At 55.3% G+C, this 22,022-nt stretch carries 21 protein-coding genes; 9 read left to right on the top strand and 12 right to left on the bottom strand.

Annotated elements, in window-relative coordinates:
- Positions 1-387: 387 nt before the first annotated feature.
- The 3 genes from ompA to gph all read left to right on the top strand — a co-directional run bounded on the left by ompA (position 388) and on the right by gph (position 2,492).
- Complete coding sequence (gene ompA, locus AB7E06_RS06585) at positions 388-984, top strand: outer membrane protein OmpA (protein WP_094197129.1); 597 nt, start codon at positions 388-390, stop codon at positions 982-984.
- Between the two features lie 83 nt (positions 985-1,067).
- Complete coding sequence (ubiG, locus tag AB7E06_RS06580; protein ID WP_094197130.1) at positions 1,068-1,790, top strand: bifunctional 2-polyprenyl-6-hydroxyphenol methylase/3-demethylubiquinol 3-O-methyltransferase UbiG; 723 nt, start codon at positions 1,068-1,070, stop codon at positions 1,788-1,790.
- Between the two features lie 6 nt (positions 1,791-1,796).
- The gene (gene gph / locus AB7E06_RS06575; protein ID WP_094197131.1) at positions 1,797-2,492 is read left to right on the top strand and encodes a phosphoglycolate phosphatase; all 696 of its coding nucleotides are present in this window, start codon (positions 1,797-1,799) and stop codon (positions 2,490-2,492) included.
- 6 nt (positions 2,493-2,498) lie between these two features.
- On the opposite strand, the gene AB7E06_RS06570 is transcribed toward gph, so the two are convergent.
- Positions 2,499-3,365 carry a LysR family transcriptional regulator gene (locus tag AB7E06_RS06570; protein ID WP_094197132.1) on the bottom strand — a complete coding sequence of 289 codons (867 nt, stop codon included), beginning with the start codon at positions 3,363-3,365 and terminating at the stop codon, positions 2,499-2,501.
- 84 nt (positions 3,366-3,449) lie between these two features.
- On the opposite strand from AB7E06_RS06570, the gene AB7E06_RS06565 reads away from it, so the two are divergent.
- The gene (locus AB7E06_RS06565; RefSeq protein WP_427955814.1) at positions 3,450-4,991 is read left to right on the top strand and encodes an MFS transporter; all 1,542 of its coding nucleotides are present in this window, start codon (positions 3,450-3,452) and stop codon (positions 4,989-4,991) included.
- Here the strand turns inward: AB7E06_RS06565 and fdxA are convergent.
- Together fdxA and AB7E06_RS06555 are read right to left on the bottom strand one after the other, a co-directional pair.
- A complete protein-coding gene (fdxA, locus tag AB7E06_RS06560) occupies positions 4,988-5,320 on the bottom strand; it encodes a ferredoxin FdxA (protein WP_094197133.1) in 333 nt (110 codons plus the stop codon). The genes AB7E06_RS06565 and fdxA overlap by 4 nt on opposite strands.
- 138 nt (positions 5,321-5,458) lie before the next feature.
- A complete protein-coding gene (locus AB7E06_RS06555) occupies positions 5,459-6,532 on the bottom strand; it encodes a linear amide C-N hydrolase (protein WP_094197134.1) in 1,074 nt (357 codons plus the stop codon).
- Between the two features lie 235 nt (positions 6,533-6,767).
- Here AB7E06_RS06555 and AB7E06_RS06550 point away from each other — a divergent pair, with 235 nt between their 5' ends.
- A complete protein-coding gene (locus AB7E06_RS06550) occupies positions 6,768-8,780 on the top strand; it encodes a ligand-gated channel protein (protein ID WP_230017799.1) in 2,013 nt (670 codons plus the stop codon).
- A gap of 72 nt (positions 8,781-8,852) precedes the next feature.
- Here the strand turns inward: AB7E06_RS06550 and AB7E06_RS06545 are convergent, their stop codons facing one another.
- On the bottom strand, positions 8,853-9,182 hold the full coding sequence (locus AB7E06_RS06545; RefSeq protein ID WP_094197136.1) for a hypothetical protein: 330 nt from the start codon (positions 9,180-9,182) through the stop codon (positions 8,853-8,855).
- A 110-nt stretch (positions 9,183-9,292) separates the two neighbouring features.
- Between AB7E06_RS06545 and AB7E06_RS06540 the strand changes: the two genes are divergently transcribed.
- Positions 9,293-10,099 (top strand): hypothetical protein, encoded by an 807-nt coding sequence (locus AB7E06_RS06540; protein ID WP_427955809.1) that lies wholly within the window; start codon positions 9,293-9,295, stop codon positions 10,097-10,099.
- 44 nt (positions 10,100-10,143) lie between these two features.
- Here the strand turns inward: AB7E06_RS06540 and AB7E06_RS06535 are convergent, their stop codons facing one another.
- Positions 10,144-12,219 carry a catalase gene (locus tag AB7E06_RS06535; RefSeq protein WP_427955806.1) on the bottom strand — a complete coding sequence of 692 codons (2,076 nt, stop codon included), beginning with the start codon at positions 12,217-12,219 and terminating at the stop codon, positions 10,144-10,146.
- A 523-nt stretch (positions 12,220-12,742) separates the two neighbouring features.
- Here AB7E06_RS06535 and AB7E06_RS06530 point away from each other — a divergent pair.
- Positions 12,743-13,867 (top strand): metallophosphoesterase, encoded by a 1,125-nt coding sequence (locus tag AB7E06_RS06530; RefSeq protein WP_094197139.1) that lies wholly within the window; start codon positions 12,743-12,745, stop codon positions 13,865-13,867.
- A gap of 22 nt (positions 13,868-13,889) precedes the next feature.
- On the opposite strand, the gene AB7E06_RS06525 is transcribed toward AB7E06_RS06530, so the two are convergent.
- Together AB7E06_RS06525 and AB7E06_RS06520 are read right to left on the bottom strand one after the other, a co-directional pair.
- Positions 13,890-14,666, bottom strand: coding sequence for a HEAT repeat domain-containing protein (locus AB7E06_RS06525; protein WP_094197140.1), 777 nt, complete (start codon positions 14,664-14,666; stop codon positions 13,890-13,892).
- Positions 14,663-15,151 carry a MarR family winged helix-turn-helix transcriptional regulator gene (locus AB7E06_RS06520; RefSeq protein ID WP_123049737.1) on the bottom strand — a complete coding sequence of 163 codons (489 nt, stop codon included), beginning with the start codon at positions 15,149-15,151 and terminating at the stop codon, positions 14,663-14,665. Before AB7E06_RS06520 ends, AB7E06_RS06525 begins: the two co-directional genes overlap by 4 nt.
- 336 nt (positions 15,152-15,487) lie before the next feature.
- On the opposite strand from AB7E06_RS06520, the gene AB7E06_RS06515 reads away from it, so the two are divergent.
- Complete coding sequence (locus tag AB7E06_RS06515; RefSeq protein ID WP_094197142.1) at positions 15,488-16,771, top strand: pyridoxal phosphate-dependent aminotransferase; 1,284 nt, start codon at positions 15,488-15,490, stop codon at positions 16,769-16,771.
- A gap of 102 nt (positions 16,772-16,873) precedes the next feature.
- On the opposite strand, the gene AB7E06_RS06510 is transcribed toward AB7E06_RS06515, so the two are convergent.
- The 4 genes from AB7E06_RS06510 to AB7E06_RS06495 all read right to left on the bottom strand — a co-directional run bounded on the left by AB7E06_RS06510 (position 16,874) and on the right by AB7E06_RS06495 (position 19,381).
- Entirely contained in the window at positions 16,874-17,467 is a 594-nt protein-coding gene (locus tag AB7E06_RS06510; RefSeq protein WP_094197143.1) for a TetR/AcrR family transcriptional regulator, read from the bottom strand.
- Complete coding sequence (locus AB7E06_RS06505; RefSeq protein ID WP_108727686.1) at positions 17,468-17,923, bottom strand: MaoC family dehydratase; 456 nt, start codon at positions 17,921-17,923, stop codon at positions 17,468-17,470.
- A 287-nt stretch (positions 17,924-18,210) separates the two neighbouring features.
- Complete coding sequence (locus AB7E06_RS06500) at positions 18,211-18,714, bottom strand: GNAT family N-acetyltransferase (protein ID WP_108727687.1); 504 nt, start codon at positions 18,712-18,714, stop codon at positions 18,211-18,213.
- Positions 18,715-18,763: 49 nt separating this feature from the next.
- On the bottom strand, positions 18,764-19,381 hold the full coding sequence (locus tag AB7E06_RS06495; protein ID WP_094197146.1) for a LysE/ArgO family amino acid transporter: 618 nt from the start codon (positions 19,379-19,381) through the stop codon (positions 18,764-18,766).
- 110 nt (positions 19,382-19,491) lie between these two features.
- Here AB7E06_RS06495 and AB7E06_RS06490 point away from each other — a divergent pair, with 110 nt between their 5' ends.
- Positions 19,492-20,391, top strand: coding sequence for a LysR family transcriptional regulator ArgP (locus AB7E06_RS06490; protein WP_427955798.1), 900 nt, complete (start codon positions 19,492-19,494; stop codon positions 20,389-20,391).
- Positions 20,392-20,507: 116 nt separating this feature from the next.
- On the opposite strand, the gene AB7E06_RS06485 is transcribed toward AB7E06_RS06490, so the two are convergent.
- Positions 20,508-22,016, bottom strand: a complete 1,509-nt coding sequence (locus AB7E06_RS06485; protein ID WP_427955795.1) for a PLP-dependent aminotransferase family protein — start codon at positions 22,014-22,016, stop codon at positions 20,508-20,510.
- Positions 22,017-22,022 lie beyond the last annotated feature (6 nt).

Genomic DNA, 22,022 nt, shown 5'->3' with positions numbered 1-22,022 from the left:
AGGGGAAATTCTAGCACTTTCACATAGAGGGACGCAGCGTCGCGCGGCGACAAGGCAGGTGATAGGTGATTGAAAGGGTCGATCCATCAAAAATCCGCCATCCACTAAACGTATCGATCAGGAATTGGGGAAGCGACGCCACCCACCTCCTGTTGCCTAAAACCAACAATAACAGGAAAGAACAAGGCTAATTCCACGCATCTTCGCGAATCGTTCCTTGTCCCCCTCACGCATAAGGCCGAAATGTCTTAAGATTCGACCTAACACGCATGAAACCCAGCGCAAGCAAGTCTTTGTTCCGTTCAAAGGATTGCTATACTGGTTCCGTTAATCAGCGGCAGGGGTTCGCTGCGGTCACTTAACAGCATCAGCTCAACGAGGAGAAATATGAACAAACCCTCCAAAATCGCACTTGTACTCGCCATTGCCGCCGCATCGGCTACTAGTGCAGTTTCCGCACAAGAGTCCGGCGAAGTTAACAACTGGCGCAATCCGTTCGGCGACGTTTGGAAAAACGGCACCAACGAACTGTGCTGGCGCAACAACTTCTGGACGCCTGCTACAGGTATTCCAGGTTGTGACGGTGTGCCCGTTGCCCAAGCCCCCGAAGCTCCTGTCGTCGCTCCTACCGTCACTAAAGTGACCCTGAACGCTGACACTTTCTTCGACTTCGACAAATCCACCATCAAGCCAGAAGGTCGCCAGGTTCTGGATCAAGTGGCTGACACTGTTCAAGCCATCGATCTGGAAACTCTGATCGCTACCGGTCACACTGACTCGATCGGCGCTGAAGCTTACAACCAGAAGCTGTCCGAGCGTCGCGCCAATGCTGTTAAAGCATACTTGGTCAACAAAGGCGTACCTGCTGACCGTATCTACACCGAAGGCAAAGGCGAAGCCAACCCCGTGGCGTCCAACAAGACCCGCGAAGGCCGTGCTCAAAACCGTCGCGTAGAAATCGAAATCGTGGGCAACCGCAAGTAATTCTTGCTGCATCACGTATTTCTGTAGCTAAGGCTACAATTAAGGCTCCGCTTTTGCGGGGCCTTAATTTTTTTGGATAAGCCATGACCGCTTCCACTGCCACTAACCTCAATGTCGATCCCGCAGAGATCGATAAATTCAGTGCACTGGCATCCCGCTGGTGGGACCCAGACAGCGAGTTCAAACCGCTGCACGCCATCAACCCTTTGCGTCTGGACTGGATTCTGTCCTACACCGGCTCCCTGGCGGGCAAGCAGGTATTGGACGTCGGTTGTGGGGGCGGGATTCTGTCAGAAAGCCTGGCTCAGTCCGGTGCCGACGTCACCGGCATTGACCTGGCCGAACGCTCCTTGAAGATTGCACGCTTGCACAGCCTGGAATCGGGTGTGCCGGTCAAATACGAAATGATCAGCGCCGAAGACATGGCCGATCAGCACCCGGAGCGTTTTGACGTCGTCACCTGCATGGAAATGCTGGAGCACGTCCCTGATCCGGGCTCTATCATCGCGGCCTGCGCCAAGCTGGTCAAACCTGGTGGCTGGGTCTTTTTCTCAACACTGAACCGCAACCCCAAGTCCTTTTTGTTTGCCATTGTGGGCGCCGAGTATCTGCTGCGCCTGATCCCCAAGGGCACGCATAGCTATGAAGGTTTCATCAAACCCAGTGAGCTGATTTCCTCGGCCCGTCGCAGCGGTCTGGATGCCCTGGCCCTCAAAGGTCTGGAATACAACCCGATTACCGAGCACTACCGCCTGTCCGGTGACACCTCCGTCAACTACCTGCTGGCCAGCCGCCGCCAACGTTAAGCACTAATGAATAAACTGGTTCTATTCGATTTTGACGGCACCTTGGCCGATTCCGCGCCGGATCTGGCAGCTACAGCCAATCGTATGCGCAAAGAGCATGGCCTGCCTGAGCTGCCTTACGACGCGTTGCGTCCGTATGCCTCACACGGAGCCCGCGGTCTGCTCAAGGTAGCACTGGATATCAACACTGATCATCCAAACTATGCTCAGTTGCGAGCACAGTTTTTGCAGGACTATCACGATCACATGACAGAGTTGACCCATCTGTTTGAAGGCGTGGCCCCCATGCTCGCACAGCTGGAGCAAGCAGGTTACACCTGGGGCATTGTCACCAACAAGCTGGAATACCTGGCCTTGCCGCTGATTCATCACCTTGGCCTGACTCAGTCGTGTGCCGTTACGGTAGGCGGGGACACCACCCAACATACCAAGCCGCATCCCGAGCCCCTGCTGTACGCGGCAAAACAAGTCGGCTTTGCGCCGGCAGACTGCCTGTATGTGGGCGATGACCTGCGTGACATTCAAGCAGGTCAGGCGGCTGGCATGGCAACCATGGTTGCCGCCTACGGCTATTGTGCTGGCGACGACAGTATCAGCACCTGGCAGGCTGATCTGACCGTGCACCACGCCAGCGATATCTGGGAAGGCGTAGAACGCTGGGCGAACGGTCAATTGCCGACCCCCACCCCGCTGGCCTGCTAATCAGACTTAAGGCAGCAGCTCCGACAGGCGCTGCTGCATCCACACAGCCACCGGCGCCAACGATTGCCCCTGTCGCCACAACATCTGCACTGACAAAGGCGGCAAGGCTAGCTCCTTGCAATGTAGCTGCGCCAATTTATTGCGCAAGCTCTCGTACTCCGCAATATTCAAGGGCAAAATCGCCCAGCCCAAGCCGTCAGCCACCATATCGGCAATCACATAAAAACTGTCCGAGCGCCATACGCTGGGGCTGACCACCGTTTGTTCCACCCCTTCGATATGAATCAGCAACTGTCTATGCGCTGTCAGTTCCTTACGGCTGACCTGCTGTTGGCTGGCTAGCTGGTGCGTACGCGCAACACAAATCGCCTGAGGCACCGCCCCGATATAGCTCTGCGCAAAAGAGCTGACATCGGCCCCACGATCAAACTGAATGGCTACATCGGAGCGCCCTTCACCGAGATAATCCATAACCTCGGCCGCCGTCCCGTTCCAGATCGTCAATTCCAGAGCAGGCCAACGCACCGCCAGCTCTTTCAGCAATAAACGCAGTGGTCCTTGCGGCAAAGCCTCATCCAGACCGATTTCCAATCGGGCCGACTGCCCCTGAGACAAGTCCAGGGCACGGCGATTCAACCCGTCTGCCTGGCGCAACAAAGCCTTGGCTTCGAGCAACATGATTTCACCTGGTACCGTCAGGCTCAGGGTTCGGCGCGAGCGATCGAACAGCTCCAGGTTCAAGTCGGCCTCTAGCAGGGAAATTGAGGTGCTGACGGCAGACTGCACCTTGCCCAGCTCTTTGGCCGCTTGCGTCATGGAGCCAGTTTCAGCCACGGCCACAAAGTGTCGGATACGTTCTAAAGTCCAATCCATTCATCTATTTTATAGATGCTAATTAACTTTGTCTGTTGATAATATTGATAGATCATAGTGGCTTTCCTACCCTTCTGGCGTTCTATGCTGCACAGCTCGATTACCCATCAAGCCCAAACTGTCCCCCTGTCTCCAAGCCGTCGCTGGTTGATCCTGGCGATTGTGTCGGCAGCCCTTTTATTGATTGTGGTGGACATGACGGTGCTCTACACCGCCCTGCCACGCTTGACGCATGATCTGCATGCCTCGGCCTCGGACAAGCTCTGGATCGTCAACAGCTACGCCTTGGTCGTGTCCGGCCTGCTCCTGGGCATGGGCACCCTGGGCGACCGTCTGGGTCACAAACGCCTGTTTCTGTGTGGCCTGGCCACTTTTGGACTGGCCTCGATCGCGGCAGCCTATTCCCCCAACCCAACCGCCCTGATTGCCGCACGCGCGTTTCTGGGGGTGGCGGCAGCCATGATGATGCCGGCCACCTTGTCGCTGATCCGCATCACTTTTCACGATGAGCGCGAACGTGCCGTGGCCTTTGGTGTCTGGTCGTCAATTGCGTCAGGCGGGGCCGCTTTTGGCCCAGTCCTGGGCGGCTTCTTGCTGGAACACTTCTGGTGGGGATCGGTCTTTCTGATCAATGTCCCGATTGTACTGATCGCCTTGCCTATGGGCTGGCTACTGGTCCCCAGATCCGCGCCCAATACATCCCGCCCCTGGGACATCAAAGGCTCGTTGCTGATCATGGTGGGCCTGGTTGCCAGTACCTTGGCAATCAAAGAAATGGGCAAGTTGCACATCAACTGGGGGCTAGTCGCTCTCGCCCTGCTTATTGGCATTGCCTTTCTAAGCTGGTTTGTCCGTCAACAAAACCGCAGCCCTTTTCCTTTGCTGGATTTTTCCCTGTTCAAGGACGCCACACTAAGCACCGCCGTGCTCTCTGCCTTGACGGCCTCGGCCGCCCTGATTGGCATGGAACTGGTTTTTAGCCAACGTTTGCAATTGGTACTGGGTTTCTCGCCTTTAGAGGCAGGTCTGGCGATTCTGCCCTTGCCCCTGGCCGCTTTTGTATCAGGGCCCCTGGCTGGCCGCCTCTTGGTTGTCATTGGCAGCAAACATCTGTTGATCGGCTCTCTGAGCCTGGCGGGAACGGGCATGGCCGCCTATTTGCTGTGGCATAACAGCGCGCAGTATCTACAAGTGACCAGCCTTGTGATGCTTGGTCTGGGCGTTGGTGCGGCCATGACCGCCGCTTCCAGCACCATCATGCAAAGCGTGCCGCCTTCGCGCGCCGGGATGGTAGCTTCAGTTGAAGAAATGTCTTACGAGCTGGGTGGGGCACTGGGCGTGACCATTATGGGCAGTTTGCTGTCCTTCGTATACAGCACCAGCCTGATCTTGCCGCAGGAGTTAAGTGATCGCCCATTGGCCTACGACAGTCTGGACCAAGCCTTGCTGGTGGCAGAAACCATGCCGCAGAATCTGGCCCTCACCTTAAGTGAGTTGGCCCGCGATTCTTTTGACAAAGGCTATGTTGCCGTACTGGCCAGTTGCACGGCCTTACTGGTAATGGCGGCCTTGGCTGTCTGGTACTTCCAGCGCAACAAGAGCAGCCACGCGAGTTCTGCCTATTAGTCTTTTTGCAGCAGCGCCAACTTGTCAGTCTGAGTGGCCCAGTACTCATGGTCCGGCAAGGGCGCTTTTTGTTGACTGATGCGCGTCCAGGCCGGGTTCTCGCTCAAAGTTCGATTCAGCTCGACATAGACCTGCTGTTCGGACGTCACGTCCTGATCACTGACAATCGCCCCCACGGGGCATTCGGCCACACAAATGGAGCAGTCAATACATTCATCAGGATGAATGACCAGGAAATTCGGGCCTTCAAAAAAGCAATCCATGGGACACACCGTCACGCAATCGGTGTACTTGCACTGGATACAGGCTTCCGTCACTACATAGGTCATGACACGGCTACTTCAACAAATAAAGACGGGGCATAGCATAACAGCTGAACATGAATATCATGTGTTCGCTGTCGGCCATGCCCCGCCTATTCGGCCTGATTTCAGACCGTCCTGAAACGGCCCTAACCGCTCATGGCCTTAAACAGCAGGCCCCTTCGCTGGCAAGAACTGAAAGGGTTTGGCTGGCTTGAAGTGCTCCAGCGCTTCACCCATATAGACCGTGCTTTGCTCAGGTCCCAGATCCAGCTTCATGACCTTGCCCGTCTCGGCCGAAAAATCGACCTTCTTCATGTCAACCCAGAACGCACCGGGCGACAGCACCGAATCAAAGTAATACAGGCTGCGCTGGTGGTCGAACACCGTGCGCCAGCGTGTCGACGAGTTATTAGGCTGATCGGGCACCGTCATGCCGTAGGGGGTGGACGCATTGCGCATCACGCTCAGCACGCTGGCCACGGCCTTGTCATCGCTCAGATTGCGTGGCACGGCATCAATGTAGAAAGAAGCGCGAGCAAAGCGGTCGGCGGCACGGCTGGTGCCCGGCAACATATTCATGCCACCTACCGACTGCCAGTAATCACGAATAGCCAATTGCTGGTCAAAAGTCGGCGAGTTCGTCATCACCTGATACTTGCGGCTGTGATGGATATGCTGCTTGCCATCGATGTACTCAATAATGGCACTGTCACCAGAGGAGTCGGACATGGACAAATGCAAGGTCGCCAAACGCTCTTCATTGGGAACCTTGTCGCTGATCACCACGAAGGGGGTCTTTTCCAAGGCAGCCACCGCTTCAGCCACCGTTGCGAAGTTATCCAGAACATATTGCCCCCACAAGGACATACTCAAGGTTTTGTCACCTTTTTGAGGGGTGGGGTACTCCGACTCCACCAACCACAGCAAATTGACGTTCAGTCCCTTTTCATTTGCTCCGTCTGTCGAGGCCAGGTCGTAACCCGAAGCAATCACGCTGCCATATTTGGATGTCCATTCAATCGACGATGGACCTGCTTCACCGTTGCGCTTGGCGCCACGAGGAAAAATCCAAAGGTTGGTTCCAACGTCCAGCTTCCAGTCCATGGAACGACCGGTAATCACCTGACCGTTATCACCCAGAAAAACAGCTCGAGTACACGCCTGAGAGGCCGCAGGCACCAAAGCCAGCCCAACTGCGCAAGCCAGCAAAGTACGACGACATTTTTTTAGCAACATCTTTCTCTCCAGAGACGGCTAGCCGCCCAATCAATGAAACAAAAACCGACTGTTTAGACAGCCGATACATTGGACACGGGTGTAACAAAAACAGGATTAAGACAGCGCGTCAAGCCAAGTGACAAGTTGTGGCAGAAGACCTACAGATACATGAAAAAGAGCTCTCTTGATTTGAGAAACACAGTGTTTAGATAATAATAACTGTTCTCATTATTGTTTCTTATTCTGATTTTTTATGTCTCTCTTGTTCCCTCTTTCTCCGGCTGCCCGTGCCGTAGCCATTCTTGCTGGCTCCATCGCCCCCTTCTCCTGTGCCTTGGCTCAACAAAGCGTCAACCAGCTCGACAATATCGTGGTTACTGCTTCCGGCTTTGAGCAAGCGGTTCAAGATGCCCCCGCCTCCATCAGCGTCGTACCACGTGCCGAACTGGAAAAGAGAGCCTACCGTGACGTCACCGACGCCTTGCGAGATGTACCTGGCGTGGTGATCACAGGTGGTGCAAGTGGTAGCGATATCAGCATTCGTGGTATGGCTTCGGCCTATACCCTGATCCTGGTTGACGGCAAGCGACAAAACTCGCGTGAGACACGTCCCAACAGCGATGGTGCCGGTATTGAGCAGGGCTGGTTGCCTCCCATGCAGGCAATCGAACGTATTGAAGTGATTCGTGGTCCCATGTCCTCCTTGTATGGCTCAGAAGCCATGGGGGGAGTGATCAACATTATTACCCGCAAAGTTCACCAGGAATGGACCGGCTCGCTGCGCACCGAAGGCACCATCCAAGAGGACTCCAAGTCCGGCAATATTTATCAAGGCAATTTCTATCTGGCAGGCCCCATCAAGAAAGACATGCTGGGGCTGCAGATTTATGGTCAGGAATCCCGTCGCAATGAAGACGAAATTCTTGACGGTTTCAACAAGCAAAATACGTCCTCAGGCACCGTCAAGCTGACCTTGACACCTTCGGCCAATCACGACTTTACCGCCGAGTTCTCCCGGACTTTGCAAGAGCGAACCTCTACACCCGGCAAAAGCATGCCCGCCGAAACCTGCGGCAGAAACGGCAAATGCTCCCCCAACAGCATCTCCTCCAGCAAGTACTCTCGCAATGTGTTCTCCGTGGGCCACAACGGTCGCTGGGGTAAAGCCGTTTCCAACACCTACGTGCAGCGCGAAGAAATTGACAACCCCGGCCGTAGCATGTTCCTGAAAAACACCGAGTTCAATACGCAATGGAGCCTGCCTTTAGGCGACCACATGCTGACCTCGGGCTTTCAGTATCTGCATGAGCAACTGCGCGACAACGGCAACCAGTACAAGCCCGATGTCAATCGCCTAAGCCGTGAACAATGGTCGGTATTCGCGGAGGACGAATGGAGCATGACCGACAACTTTGCCCTGACCGGCGGCTTGCGCATGACTCACGACGAGAACTATGGCAATCACTGGACTCCACGCCTTTATGGTGTCTGGCATGCCACCGAGCAACTGACCTTGAAGGGCGGCGTATCCTCTGGTTTCAAGGCCCCTTCCCTGCGTTCGGCTGTGGCTGACTGGGGGCAGATCACCGGTGGCGGCGGCGTTCCTGCTGTGATCGTTGGCAACCCGAATCTGAAGCCAGAAAAGAGCCTGAGCCAGGAACTGGGCATTGTGTGGGACAATCAGAACGGTATGGTCAACAGCCTGACCTTCTTCAATACCAATTTCAAAGACAAGATCTCTGAAACTCGCCGTTGTACAGATCCGGATGGCCTGCCTAACTGCCACGTTTTCCCAGGCGATCAAGGCTACAAATTCGTAAGTGACCGCGTCAACGTAGACAAGGCCATCATGCGTGGTGTGGAGGCCTCCACAACCTGGTCGATTACCGATGACCTGCGTCTGGCCGCCAATTACACCTACACCTACTCCAAGCAAAAGAGCGGTGAGTTCTCCGGCCAGCCTTTGAACAAGATGCCCAAGCATATGTTTAACGCCACCCTGGATTGGGATGCCAATGAACAACTGGGCTTGTGGACACGTGTCAACTACCGTGGCAAGACTTCAGACTACCTGAGCCGCACCAGCATGGCGCAAGGCACCCCATCCTTCACCTTCCTGGATGCCGGCCTGAACTACAAGGTCAACAAGACCACCACGCTTGGCTTTGGTATCTACAACATCTTTGACAAGCGCGTCACGGATGAAACCTTTGATGCTGTGTATGATGGCCGCCGTTACTGGGCTCAACTTACTGTCGGTTTCTAAAAATACCGCTTCATGCAGAATCAAAAACGGCCCTTCACGGGCCGTTTTTACAGCTCAGTTCAAACCAGCCATTCAAAACTCCAGGCAGTCAAAAAACCCTGGCAATCTTGCATAGCTGTCCATGAGCTGATCAATAAGATACGCGCTGTCTCGAGTTTCCAGAGCCAACAGATTTTCCCGGTAGTCCTCATCAGCCAAACCAACCGCACTGCGGCCCGGATCAACTCGGGCACCGGCCAGAAGCTCGGACAGCTTGGGGTCTTGTAAACCCTCCAGAGCAGCGCGCAAGGCCAACTCTTGATCAGTAAAACCGACTTGCCCGCCTTGGCCAGCGTGTAACGCCGCTTGCACTAGGGGCAACAACTTATCAATATCTTGCTTGCTAAGGTAAAACACATGCATGACACGTTCTCCACGGATTGGTGATCGGCAGGTCCAGCATACCGAAAGAAACAAGGCCGGCGCTAGTACGCCATCATTTACAGAATTAAGAAAGGGGGCCCATGACAGTAATGCGTAAATTCACTTACTCCCGCTGGCTACTGTTGGGGCTGTTGCCACTGACCACCCTGGCACAAGCCCAAACGACGGATCTCAATTCGGCAGCACTGCCCGAAACCAACACCTGGGGCTCCACACCTTACGCATTACAGATCACTCCCTACGCCTGGATTACGGGCTTGTCCGGTAAATCTTCTCCATTCAAGCGCGCACCCTCGCTGGATATCGAAAAGTCCTTTTCCGATGTGCTGCACAATCTGCGTGCCGCCGCCTTTCTAAACACCTGGGCGCGGCGCGACCGCTATGTACTCAATAGCGACCTGCTCTACGTGAACACGCGTGAAAGCGAGGTAGTGGGAGGCTTGCCCTTGGTCGGCGCCGCCCAGGGAACGGTAGACACGCGCCTGTTCATGGCGACCTTGCAAGGCGGGTATCGTGTCTATGATTCCGAACAGGCCAGCCTGGATGCACTGGCCGGCTTTTCGTATTGGGATATTCGCACTCGTGCCCATCTGAGCACAGCGGGCCGGACCAAACACCACGAAGAAAGCTTTAGCTGGGTGGACCCCATGATCGGGCTGCGTGCGTTCTACCGCTTCACACCCGAGCTGTCCACTCATGCCCAGATCCATTTAGGCGGCTTTGACGTGGGCTCGCGTCTGAGCTATCAGGCCACGCTGACGCTGAACTACGACCTGTCAGAGCACTTCTCGCTTGCCGCCGGATACAAAGTGCTGGATGTGAATTACCGTCGCGCCGGTCATGTCTTCGATACTCGTATGTCCGGCCCCGTACTAGGGCTTAGCTGGCGGTACTGATTGAACGGGAAGGGGCGGCCTGGACCGCCCCTTTTCCCATCAGATCAAGCCATACCATCTACTTGATGACGACGTTCCCAGAAACGCGAGGCCACCTTGCCAAGCAGGTCATCCCCGGTTTTGATAACAAACACCCCTTTGTCTACGGACACGCCCGCCCGATCCAACAGAGGCTGGGCCGCACCGTTGTGGCCAATGGCCTTCAGGTGCCCATAGGCGTCTGCCACAAAATCAACTGCGGCCTTGTTATTACACAGCTTTGAAGCCTGCTCCTGTGTCAACAACAAGGCGACCGCATCAAACAGCACCGACGGGGCACCAGCGATCTTTTCATCAGCGGCCAACTGGGTGCCGTCCGACAAGGTTACGCCCCCAACTTGCGGAGCAATCAGCTTGACGGCCACACCGGCCTCTTGAGCGCCCGTCAGCAACATCTCCAGCAAGCCTTTATCCGCCCCATCCGTCACCAATATGCTCAGCATCCGGCCTGCAACAGGTGCTTTCTGAGCCAATATGGACAAGGCTTTAGAGGGCGGCATATCTACTGGTTTGCGGGCAGGTTTGGCAGGCGGCGGCAAATCCAGGCCCAAGCCCTGGGCTGCTCGCTTGGCCAGATCCTCATCAATCACACGCAGATGAGAGAGCACCCGCACACGAACATGATTGAGTTGAACCTTGGATAGCTCAAAGACCAAACCGGCAATCAGATGCTCTTGCTCGACTTCCGTCTGCGAACGGTAAAACAAACGGGCCTGACTGTAATGGTCAGCAAAAGACTCCGCCCTTACCCGTAGTTTCGCCCCATCGTCTACCGTGCTGGGCAAGCTGCGAAAACCATGGACCTGGGCACGGGGGCCAGCAGACTCGCCCGCCTCATCCAGGCTGTTAGGCTCGTAGGTCGCGCGGCCTTTGGGAACCTGAGTTTGCATCATGCCGTCGCGCTGCATATTACTGAACGGACAACGTGGCGCATTAATGGGAATCTGATGAAAATTGACTGTTCCCAGACGAGACTTCTGTGTATCCAGGTAGGAGAACAAACGGCCTTGCAGCAAAGGATCGTCCGTAAAGTCGATGCCCGGAATAAGGTTGGACGGCAAGAAGGCGACTTGTTCGGTCTCTGCAAAAAAATTATCGGGATAACGATCCAGCACCATGCGACCCACAATTTTGACCGGCACGCTTTCTTCGGGAATGAGCTTGGTCGCATCCAGCACGTCGTAGTCCTGCTTGTCGGCCCACTCCTGGTCGAAAACCTGCACGCCAAGCTCCCACTCCGGGAAGGCTTCGCTTTGAATGGCCTCGTACAAATCGCGGCGCAGGTAATCCGAATCCGCGCCGGAAATCTTGACCGCTTCGTCCCACAAGGTCGACTGCAAACCCTGTTTGGGCTTCCAGTGAAACTTCACAAAATGCGACTTGCCCTTGGCATTCACAAAACGGAAGGTATGCACACCAAAGCCCTGCATCATGCGAAACGAGCGCGGCAAGGCTCGGTCCGACATCAACCACATGACGGTATGCAAAGACTCAGGCATCAGGGAGACAAAATCCCAGAAAGTGTCATGAGCTGACGCTGCCTGCGGGAAGCCCCGGTCTGCCTCCGGCTTGACGGCATGGATCAGGTCCGGAAACTTGATGGCGTCCTGGATAAAAAAAACGGGCATATTATTGCCCACCAGATCCCAGTTCCCCTGCTCAGTATAGAACTTGACGGCAAAGCCACGCACATCACGCGGCGTGTCTTTGGAGCCTTTGGAACCGGCCACTGTTGAAAAACGGCAGAACACCGGCACCCGGTGTCCTTCCTTTTGAAACACACAGGCCTGAGTCAACTCCGGAATGGCCTGCGTACATTCAAAATAGCCATGTGCGCCCGTGCCGCGAGCATGAACAATCCGCTCCGGGATGCGCTCGTGGTCGAAATGGAATATTTTCTCGCGCAGGACAAAATCTTCCAACAAAGTCGGGCCGCGCGCGCCAAATCGCAAGGAGTTCTGATTGTCCGATAGGGGCACGCCATGATTGGTCGTCAAGCCAGTTTGGCCAAACTGATGCAACTCCCCGCCTTGACCCACGGCATCCTGATTGGTCCTGGTTGAGGATTTTTTCGTCACCATATGTCCTCCAGTCGAGTCACCTAACAAACCCCGCTCTGCAGGTTTGAATTCAGTAGTGATACGCAACGATGTGGTGTTCAGGCGAAAAAAACCAAACCAGACTGCCAGGGTGCGCCGGCACTCGGCACCAGAACCTCGCAAGCAGGGTTTGTCTGAACGATGAGCGTGAGCCTGCCATCACCGCGCGCTCCCAATAAACTACACACGTCAAACCCAGACGTGTCCTGTTTCAAGCTCACCCATTCCTTCGGGATGCACCCTATTGATCCTGCAAATCGTGCAACTTGAAACAAGGGGCAGGCACCCCGTCCTGCTGGGGTGCCCTTGGAAAAAGCCTAGGAGTTTTAATGACTTGATGTGCGAACCAATCTCTCGAAACGTAAACAAGCATGTCCACATTTTTTTCGTGACAAGCCGGTAACTGTCAGGCCCGCTCTGGCATCATGCGCATTTTCTCGCTCTATACTGAGCACGCTTTAGCGCATGCCCAAGCATGTGCTCCGTTTCTTTTTGGAATGATTTTGTGTTTCAAGCCACTGCCCTCGTCTTCGCTCTATATGTCGCTTGGCGACTAATCAAACCTTTACCGATCAAACCCTGGATCAAGTGGCTGTTAAGTGCCTTGGTCATTGCCGCCACCCTGCACCATTACACCGTCGCCCTGTTTTGGGGCACCCGCGCTTCTCCAGAAATTCCCGCCCCAGTCATCATGGTCTTGGGATGGGCTTTTGGAGCTGTCTTGCTGGCCACCTGCTTGACCTTGATCACCGATCTGGCAGGTTTGCTAATGCGCGTCCTGTACAAACCTGCCGGACAAGTGCTGCTGCGCTCCCCCACCTTGCGCGGTGTGCTAGGTATCGCCGCTGTCAGTCTTTCCGCATTGGGCGTGTGGCAGGCGGTGCAAGTCCCGGAAGTAAAATTCATCGACGTAAAGGTCAATGGCTTACCCCCTAGCCTGGATGGTTTCAAGCTGATGCAACTGACCGACCTGCACGCCAGCCGTCTGCTGCAAGGGCCGTGGGTACAGGCCATCGTGGACAAAACACAGGCCTTAAAACCGGACTTGATTGCAATTACGGGCGACTTGGTCGATGGCACGGTGAAAGCTCGTCGCGAAGATGTCGCCCCCTTGCAAGCCCTGTCTGCCCCCAAAGGGGTTTGGGTCATTGCAGGCAACCACGAGTACTACACCCAGTATCAGCCCTGGATAGAACACTTCAACAGCCTGGGGCTACGTTTGCTCCTAAATGAGCACAGCATTATTGAGCAAGGCGATGCCGCTTTTGCCTTGGCCGGCATCACGGACAAGTCAGCGGCCGTGCATGGGCAGCCCACGCCCGACGTGGCTGCGGCGGTCGCCGGCATCCCGGTCGGCATGCCCATCATCATGCTGGCCCATCGCCCCGATACCGCCAAAGAAAGCGCAGCGGCCGGCGTGGCTTTGCAACTGTCCGGCCATACACACGGCGGCCACATCTTAGGCATGCACAAGATCGTGCAAATGGCCAATGACGGCTATGTAGGCGGACTGTATCAAGTCGATGATATGCAGCTCTATGTCAGCTACGGCGCCGGGCTGTGGCCAGGTTTCCCCCTGCGTCTGGGGCGCGCCTCGGAAATCACCTTGATTACCTTGCGCGCCCCCTGAACCTGAAACGCAAACCGGAGTATCAAGATACGCTGCGCAGTGCCCGTCGACACAGGCGCTGCACAGCCGCATTATCCGGTGATTGCACCTGCCATTGAGCACATAAATCGCGCACCCACTGTGGCTGATCCTTGGCTGCATCATTCAAGAAGTTGGCCACCGAGTCTTGCACATACACGCTGTCATCCCGATACAAGGTTTCCAGAATCGGCAACATGCGCTCCGGTTCCTTTTTCAGAATAGCGATATGCGCGCACCACACTCCCCGAGGGCGCAGGGCTTCACACGCAAAGCGGCGCAGATATTCCGAGTCTGAACGTGCCCACTGCTGCAAGGTCTGAATCGATACCTCCAGCTCGGCCACCAGTTGAGGCCGTACCGCCATCCAGGCCCATTCGCGCACACCAAAATGCGGATCATCCGCCAAGGGACGCAGTGCGTCCAGACGCTGGGAGACACTTAGCGGCTCGCGCGCTCCCACCATAAAGCAAGCCCAGCCACGCACCACATCGGCCGGATGATTCAGGCAACGCATCCAGGCCATCTCACCATAGGTTTGCAGCAAATATTCCCCTATGGCTTTCATGCGCTTGAGAATGCCCAATTCGGCCAGGGCGTCGATGTGCTGCGCGCCCTGCTCATCCAGTTCCGGAAAAACAGTGGCCACCAGCACACGCTGATCAATCGCCAGCGACTCCGTCAGGGTAGCGCCCTGGATTTCCCCCTTGGACAGGGCCAACAAAATATCAGCGGGTATGTCCGCGACCCTGGCATAACCCTTGCGGTTTTCTGTACTCATGATGCTTGTTCTCCTGCGGCCGCTTTGTTCAACAAGGTGCTTAACTGCGCGCATTCCGCCTCGGACAAATGCCCGAACAGATTGCCTATCCACTGGGCATGGGTCCCTACCAGGGTCTTGGCCAGCTCCTCCCCCTGAGGACTGAGTTTCACCATGACGGAACGCCGATCCGCCTCGGCCGCAAAGCGTTGCACCCAACCCGCTTTAAGCAGTCCATCCACCAAGGTGGTGACCGTTGCACGCGTAACACCTGCCCGCTCAGCCAGGATATGCGAGGGCATGCCCTCGGGTGCCTCTTTGAGCAAAAACAAAAGCACAAAACGGGCTTCGCTCAAGCCATAGGGTGCCAACAAGGCGGCGCAGTCTCGATCAATACGAGCGGACAAGGACAAGAGCTGAAAACAAAGAGACATTCCCTGTACGTTAACGTCCTGGTGCTGCTGTGCATGCGAGAGCAAGGCCTGATATTTCGCTTCCAGTTTCATAGTTTGAGATCAAATTATTTGATATCAAATCTTAATAGTGGATTCCATCAAAAACAAGAAAAATAAAAGAGACGTACTCATCCGAAATGAAGGTACACGGATTTCATATCATGCCAATCCAAACCACAAAGCGAAATATGCCCAATGGTAAGGAACCTATCCATAAATACAGCCGATCTTCTGACAAAAAGAGTGTCGCCAAAACTCGACAATGCCACATTTTAAGCTTGATGCTTACCAAGCGAGCCCCTCGCATGCGGTAAGGTAGAAGGCTGGTCAGGCATCAGCCCTGCCAACTATCCTCTGCAGCACACATGGAATCCGAGTACCAGCATCATGAATAGCATCAAGAAATCGAACAAATTGGCGAATGTTTTGTACGATATTCGCGGCCCCATCATGGACCGGGCCAAGCAAATGGAAGACGAGGGTCAGCAACTGATCAAGCTGAACATCGGCAATTTGGCGGTATTCGGTTTTGATGCCCCGGAAGAGATCCAGCTTGATATGATCCGCAACCTGCCCAATTCCTCGGGCTACTCGGACAGCAAAGGTATTTTTGCCGCGCGCAAAGCCGTCATGCACTACACCCAGGAACAAGGCATCAAGGGCGTGACGCTGGAAGACATTTATCTGGGCAATGGTGCTTCTGAACTGATTGCCATGGCGACCAATGCCCTGTTGGATGACGGCGACGAGTTACTCTTGCCCATGCCCGACTACCCGCTGTGGACGGCTGTTACCAGCCTGTCCGGCGGTACGCCCGTCCATTATCTCTGTGATGAAGCCAATGGCTGGATACCTGATCTGGACGATATCCGCTCCAAGATCACCCCACGCACCAAAGGTCTGGTGGTCATCAACCCGAACAACCCCACCGGCGTGCTCTACCCCGACTCGGTGCTGCAAGCCCTGATCGATATTGCCCGCGAATTCAATTTGGTGCTGCTGGCCGACGAGGTCTACGACAAGGTCTTGTTTGACGACATGAAGCACACCGCGATGGCCAGCTTGTCCACCGACGTGCTGACCTTGACCTTCAACTCCTTGTCCAAAAGCTACCGCGCCTGTGGTTACCGCGCAGGCTGGCTGGTGATTTCGGGCGACAAGCAGGCCGGCGCTGACTATATCGAAGGGCTGAGCATGTTGGCCAATATGAAGCTATGCGCGAACGTGCCCGGCCAATGGGCCATTCAAACGGCCTTGGGTGGTTATCAGAGCATTAACGACCTGGTTTGCGAAGGCGGACGCCTGCGTCGTCAACGCGATCTGGCATACGAACTGATCACCGCCATTCCCGGGGTCAGCTGCGTCATGCCCCACGCTGCTCTGTACATGTTCCCGCGTCTGGATCCCGAAATTTACCCCATCAAGGACGACCGTCAGTTCTTCCTGCAACTGCTGGAAGCCACACGCGTGATGCTGGTGCAAGGTACAGGCTTTAACTGGCCTCATCCGGACCACTTCCGCATGGTGTTCCTGCCCCACGAGCCCGACCTGCGCGAGGCCATCGGCCGCATGGCCAAGTTCCTGAAAGACTACCGTATCAAGCACGGTACGGAACGGCCTGAGTTTGTGCAAGCAGCACTTCCCGCTGAGAGTACTGTGCAAACCGCCTAAGCAGAAAACGTTGCCAAGCAGGGACTGAGAAGTCAATAGATCTTGATGTAGTGACCAACGCCCGATACAGCACATCGGGCGTTTTTTATTCTGAAAATCGACTTATTGAGGACAAGATCCCCCACCAGGCAATGCGGCCAGAACAGCCGCCTGCATACTTTGCGTCAACGCGGTATCACCCATGGCCCGGCTGATCATCCCTGTCCCCAACATGGCGGCAAACAAGAGCATGACTTGCTCTTCGGACTGCTCGGCACAGGCTTGCAAGGCAAGGCGGCGAAACTGCTCAAACAAGTGCTCTACCCCTTCACTGTAAATTGCCGTGGTCTGCGCATCGGCAGGCAGGCCGCTAGCCAGGGAAGAAAAGGCCAAAATCGGGCAGCTTTGAGTTTGAGGACGATGCTTGAAGTAACGTCGCATCAAGGCTTGAAAACCTTGTACGGCATCTTCTTCATAGCGTTGGTTGATACGCTGCCAGGATGCCGAAGACTGCGTAAAGGCAAAACGGGAAGCCTCCTCAATCAAGGCCTCTTTGGAGGCAAACTGTTTGTAGAAGGCGCCAGCCGTCAGACCCGCATCGTTCATGATGTCCCCGATCGAGACCCCTTCCACCCCATGTTTGCGAAACAGCCGGCATGCCGTTTCCAGCACCCGTTCGCGGTTGCGTTCGGCCTGCTCACGCGAGACACGCCCCATTCAAACCTCCGGACGACGAAAAGCAATCAACTTGGCAATCAAGCGCTGACACACTTCATTATTTTGATTCATGGTGTGAGACTCCACCGTCACCATCCCCCTGTCCGCTTTAGAGCGAGAGGGCTGAATGTCGATGATTTTACTGAGCACATGCAAGACATCACCAGCACGCGTGGGCCGTGGCCAGTCTATCTGCCCGCCGGCACCAATAATTCCCTGACTGAATTCCAAGCTGTCCACCAACAGCTTCATGGTGATGGCAGCAGTGTGCCAACCGCTTGCAGCCAAACCTTGAAAGAACGTGTCCTTGGCCGCTTCCGCATCCAGATGGAAAGGCTGCGGATCAAACTGGCGGGCAAAGCTGATAATTTGCGCCTCATCCAGAGCATGCTCTGCGCTGCGAAACTCCATCCCCAGGGCCAGATCGTCAAGATAGACAACTGCGGTAAGACTCATCCGACTATTCTCCAGAAAGTGTGCGAGTGCGTATTGCTGCCTACATAAATAGATTATGAATAGCAGCTATCCTTGCACAAGCTTTTCTGAAAATCAACAATAGATTACAAACATACTCTATTTTGAAAATGGTGATTACTCTGCTTTGCTACCTGAAAGCCATTCAGTAGAGCGTTTGAGAAAATGCGCCTTGAATAGGGCACATCGCCCCACAGACCAGCAAGACATAAAGGAAAGCCACCCTTTGCTAGCAGACTCCTCAAGGGGCTGCCTTCATCTGCTGGGCTTTAGCCTGCTAAATCCAGTACCAAGGTCTGCGACATCAAAGACGAGCCTTCACGCAACGGCTCAGGTTCACCGCTAGGCGAAAAACCATACTTCTTATACAACTGGACGGCTGCCGCATTCGTCAGAGTCACACTCAAACGTATACAAGCCGCCTGCTTACTGTTTGCCCATTTCACTGACGCATCCAGCAGGCCATAGCCTACCTGTAAGCCACGCGCGGAGGGTGCCACCCACATCTGATAGATATCAGCCACGGCAGGTTCCGAGGCGGGCAGCTTGCACCAGACCAGACCACACGCTTGCCCCTCCTTGTCAGCTAACAAGACATGGTCTGCCTCGGATGCACAAGCGGTTTGGATCCGCTCCTGCCAGAAATGCTCAGAATGTGCGGACTCCACGGCATAGGTACTCCCGAAAGCATCGGGAGAATCACGCAAGGCACTGAGGCGCAATGCTTGATACGTGCGCCATTCATGCGCCTGAACCGGACGAATAGAGATCACAACACATCCTTTATAAAGAGAGTCAGGTACCGATCAGGGACCACAACGCTTAATGCAAGGGCCGCAACAGCAATACAGCGCACAAAGCCAGCATGAAAACAGCGATGCTGGCATCCAGCACACGCCAGGCCAAAGGCTGACGAAACACGGGTTGCAACAATCGCGCCCCATAGCCCAAGGCCAGAAACCAGCTGGCACTGGCTGCACAGGCCCCCAAGGCAAAGGCCCACTGCAAGTGGCCAGGATACGGCGTAGACAGGCTACCTAGCAGCACCATCGTATCCAGATACACGTGAGGATTCAAAAAAGTAAATGCCAGACAAGTGAGCAAGATACGACGACGGTTGCGCTCGCTACCCTGCCCAGCCATCAAGCTGCCCTTGCCCGTCCAAGCCCGTTGTGCGGCCAACAGCCCATACCAAGCAAGAAAAGCCGCGCCGCCAAAGCGCAGAACTTGCAGCAAGCCTGGCCATTCCTCTACCAAGGTACCAATGCCAGCCACGCCCCCTAGAATCAAGACGATATCGGCCAAGGCACAGATAGCGACCACCAAGCCCACATGCCTACGCTCCAGCCCTTGCCGCAAGACAAAGGCATTTTGTGTGCCTATGGCCATGATCAGGCCAGCACCCGTCAAAAAACCAGTCGCAAGCACAGAGAAGAACATGCCATCCACCCACGAAATTCAACAATTGCGATAGGATGCTGTCATTTACGATTTAAGAAAAGCTAATTATTCTGTACTTAATTAAGAATTTCTAAATACATAGGCGAATCATGAATCTGTTGCACCCGCAATTAAGAGCGTTTACGGCAGTTCTGGAGGAAGGCAGCTTTGAAGCGGCCGGACGCAAGCTATACATCACCACGTCGGCTGTCTCGCAACGTATCAAAGCGCTGGAGGACAGACTGGGACAGGTTCTGGTCCTGCGCCAACCACCTTGCCGTCCTACACCAGCAGGCGAGTTGCTGCTGCGTCGTGTACGTCCCATGCAAACCCTGGAAGCAGAGGCTGTCGCCGATTTTCTGCCAGAGCGAACTGGCCCACGTAGACCCATCGCCATTGCGGTCAACAGTGACTCGCTGGACACCTGGTTTCTGCAAGCCCTCTCCCAACTAAGCCAGGAACATGGCTACCTGTTTGATGTGCGCGTGGATGACCAGGACCACACGCTGGAACTGATACGCAATGGCTCCGTACTAGGTGCCGTCACCGCCGAACCGACACCCCTGCAAGGTTGCAAAGTTCAAGCACTGGGCATCATGCGCTACCAAGCCATTGCCTCTCCAGAATTTGTAGCCCAGTACTTCAGTTCAGAAGTAGACGCAGGCTCGTTGGCCCAAGCCCCCATGATTGTCTTTAACCGCAAGGACGAATTGCAGTGGCGTTTTATACGTCAGATCACCACTGAATCTGTCACCCCTCCCATCCACTATCTGCCCACCTCTACCGGCTTTGTGAAAGCGGCGGCTTTGGGCCTGGGCTGGTGTCTGGCACCGGACTCCATGGTCAGCAATGCCTTAGCCTGCCAGGAACTGTCCTTGATCGCCCCCGGCCTTTGGCTGGATATACCTTTGTACTGGCAACATGCTGCTATCCGCTCCGACACCTTGCACAATATGGGCAGGGCCCTTGAGCAGGCAGCCAGCACCTCATTACTGCCAGTTCCAGCGTAATGAGCTCTTTGGCGTCCTTCGCAGGAAAGCAATGGCCAGGGTTTGCCAATCGCAATAGATGGTAAAAAAGCGGGCTCACGCCAGCTTTTGCAACAGACTTATCAAGAGAATCGAACTCAAGGTTTTCTTTTGGTCTTGGAAGGTCGAGCCTGCTCAGAAATAATGCGCGCCAGTTTCTGCGCCGCTTCCTTCATTTGCTCTGGACTGAACGCACTCAGGCCCAAAATCAGCCCTGGGGGCCCCTCACCGGCGTGATACATGGCAGAGACCGGACGCACGGCCACGCCCTCTTTCATGGCCTGCTGCGCCACCGCCACATCGTCAATCTGTGCGGTCAACCACAAGACCGAGTGCATCCCTTGATCGCTGGGTTGCAGACGCGTCAAATCACCAGGCAAGACATCACGCACAATTTCAAAAAGATGGTTGCGGCATTGCGTGTATACCCCACGCATACGCCGAATATGCCGCTCCAGATGCCCCTCTGCAATAAAGCTGGCCAGGACATGCTGGTCTGCACTGGGCGGATGCCGATCCAGCAGGACTCGCGCTCCGCAAAAAGCCTGTACCAACGGTGGCGGCACAATCGCATAGCCCAGACGTAGCGAGGGAAACAGCACCTTGCTAAAGGTTCCAAGATAGATCACTCGCTCCGGGTCCAGGCCCTGCATGGCAGGAAAAGGATGGCCGCAGTAGCGGAACTCGCTGTCGTAATCATCCTCAACAACCCAGGCGGACTTATCGCGTGCCCACGCCAGCAAGGCATTGCGTCGTGCCATGCTCATGGGCATGCCCAAAGGGTATTGATGCGAAGGAGTCACAAAGGCGACCCGCGCATCGGCTTGCAAGCGTATGCCCGCAGCCACATCCAGCCCCTCTTCATCCACAGGCACACGAACCATACGTTCCGGCGAACCTACCGTATTCAAAATCGCGGTAATGCCAGGATAAGCCGGGTTCTCTACCCAGGCGAAATCCTGCCTACTCATCAAGACCAGACAAGCCAGAAACAAACCTTGCTGAGTGCCCGTTGTCACAATTACCTGCTCGGCCTCACAGCGTACCGAGCGGGAACGGCGCACGTATTCCGCGATGGCTTCCCGTAAAGGCAAGGCACCCTGAGGATCACCATAGCCACCTGGCGCGCCCTGACCATGTGCCCGCAAACGATTTCCCAAGCGTCGCCAGATAGGTCCGGGTGCAGCAGCACCCAAGGGAATCGACACAGCAAACGGGGCTGACGGCAAAGGCTGGAATTGAGCCGCAACCGTATTGAATGGCTGGGCAGCGGGTGGCGCAGGCTGGGCAGGCAGCGATGCCGCCCTGCGCTTCTTGGCGGCATCCTTGGGATGGCCCAGCGACGGGGCGATATAAGTACCTACGCCCGGCAAGGACTCCAAAAAACCTTCGGCAATCAATTGCTCGAAAGCTTCCACGACCGTGCCACGGGCCACACCCAAGGATGCCGCCAAGGCTCGCGTGGACGGTAAGGATTCACCCGGTTTGAGCGCACCGTTTTTTACTGCTTCGCGCAGCTTCTGCGCTAGCTGACGCCCCAGGGTGCCTGCGTTTCGATCCAGCTCACCAAGGGAAGGAATCTTCGGATTATGGGCGGTACGAGACATTGTTTG

It is taken from the genome of Alcaligenes sp., assembly GCF_050255915.1.
GTDB classification, from domain to species: Bacteria; Pseudomonadota; Gammaproteobacteria; order Burkholderiales; family Burkholderiaceae_B; genus Alcaligenes; species Alcaligenes aquatilis.
This window is presented reverse-complemented; position numbering and strand designations above follow the sequence as displayed.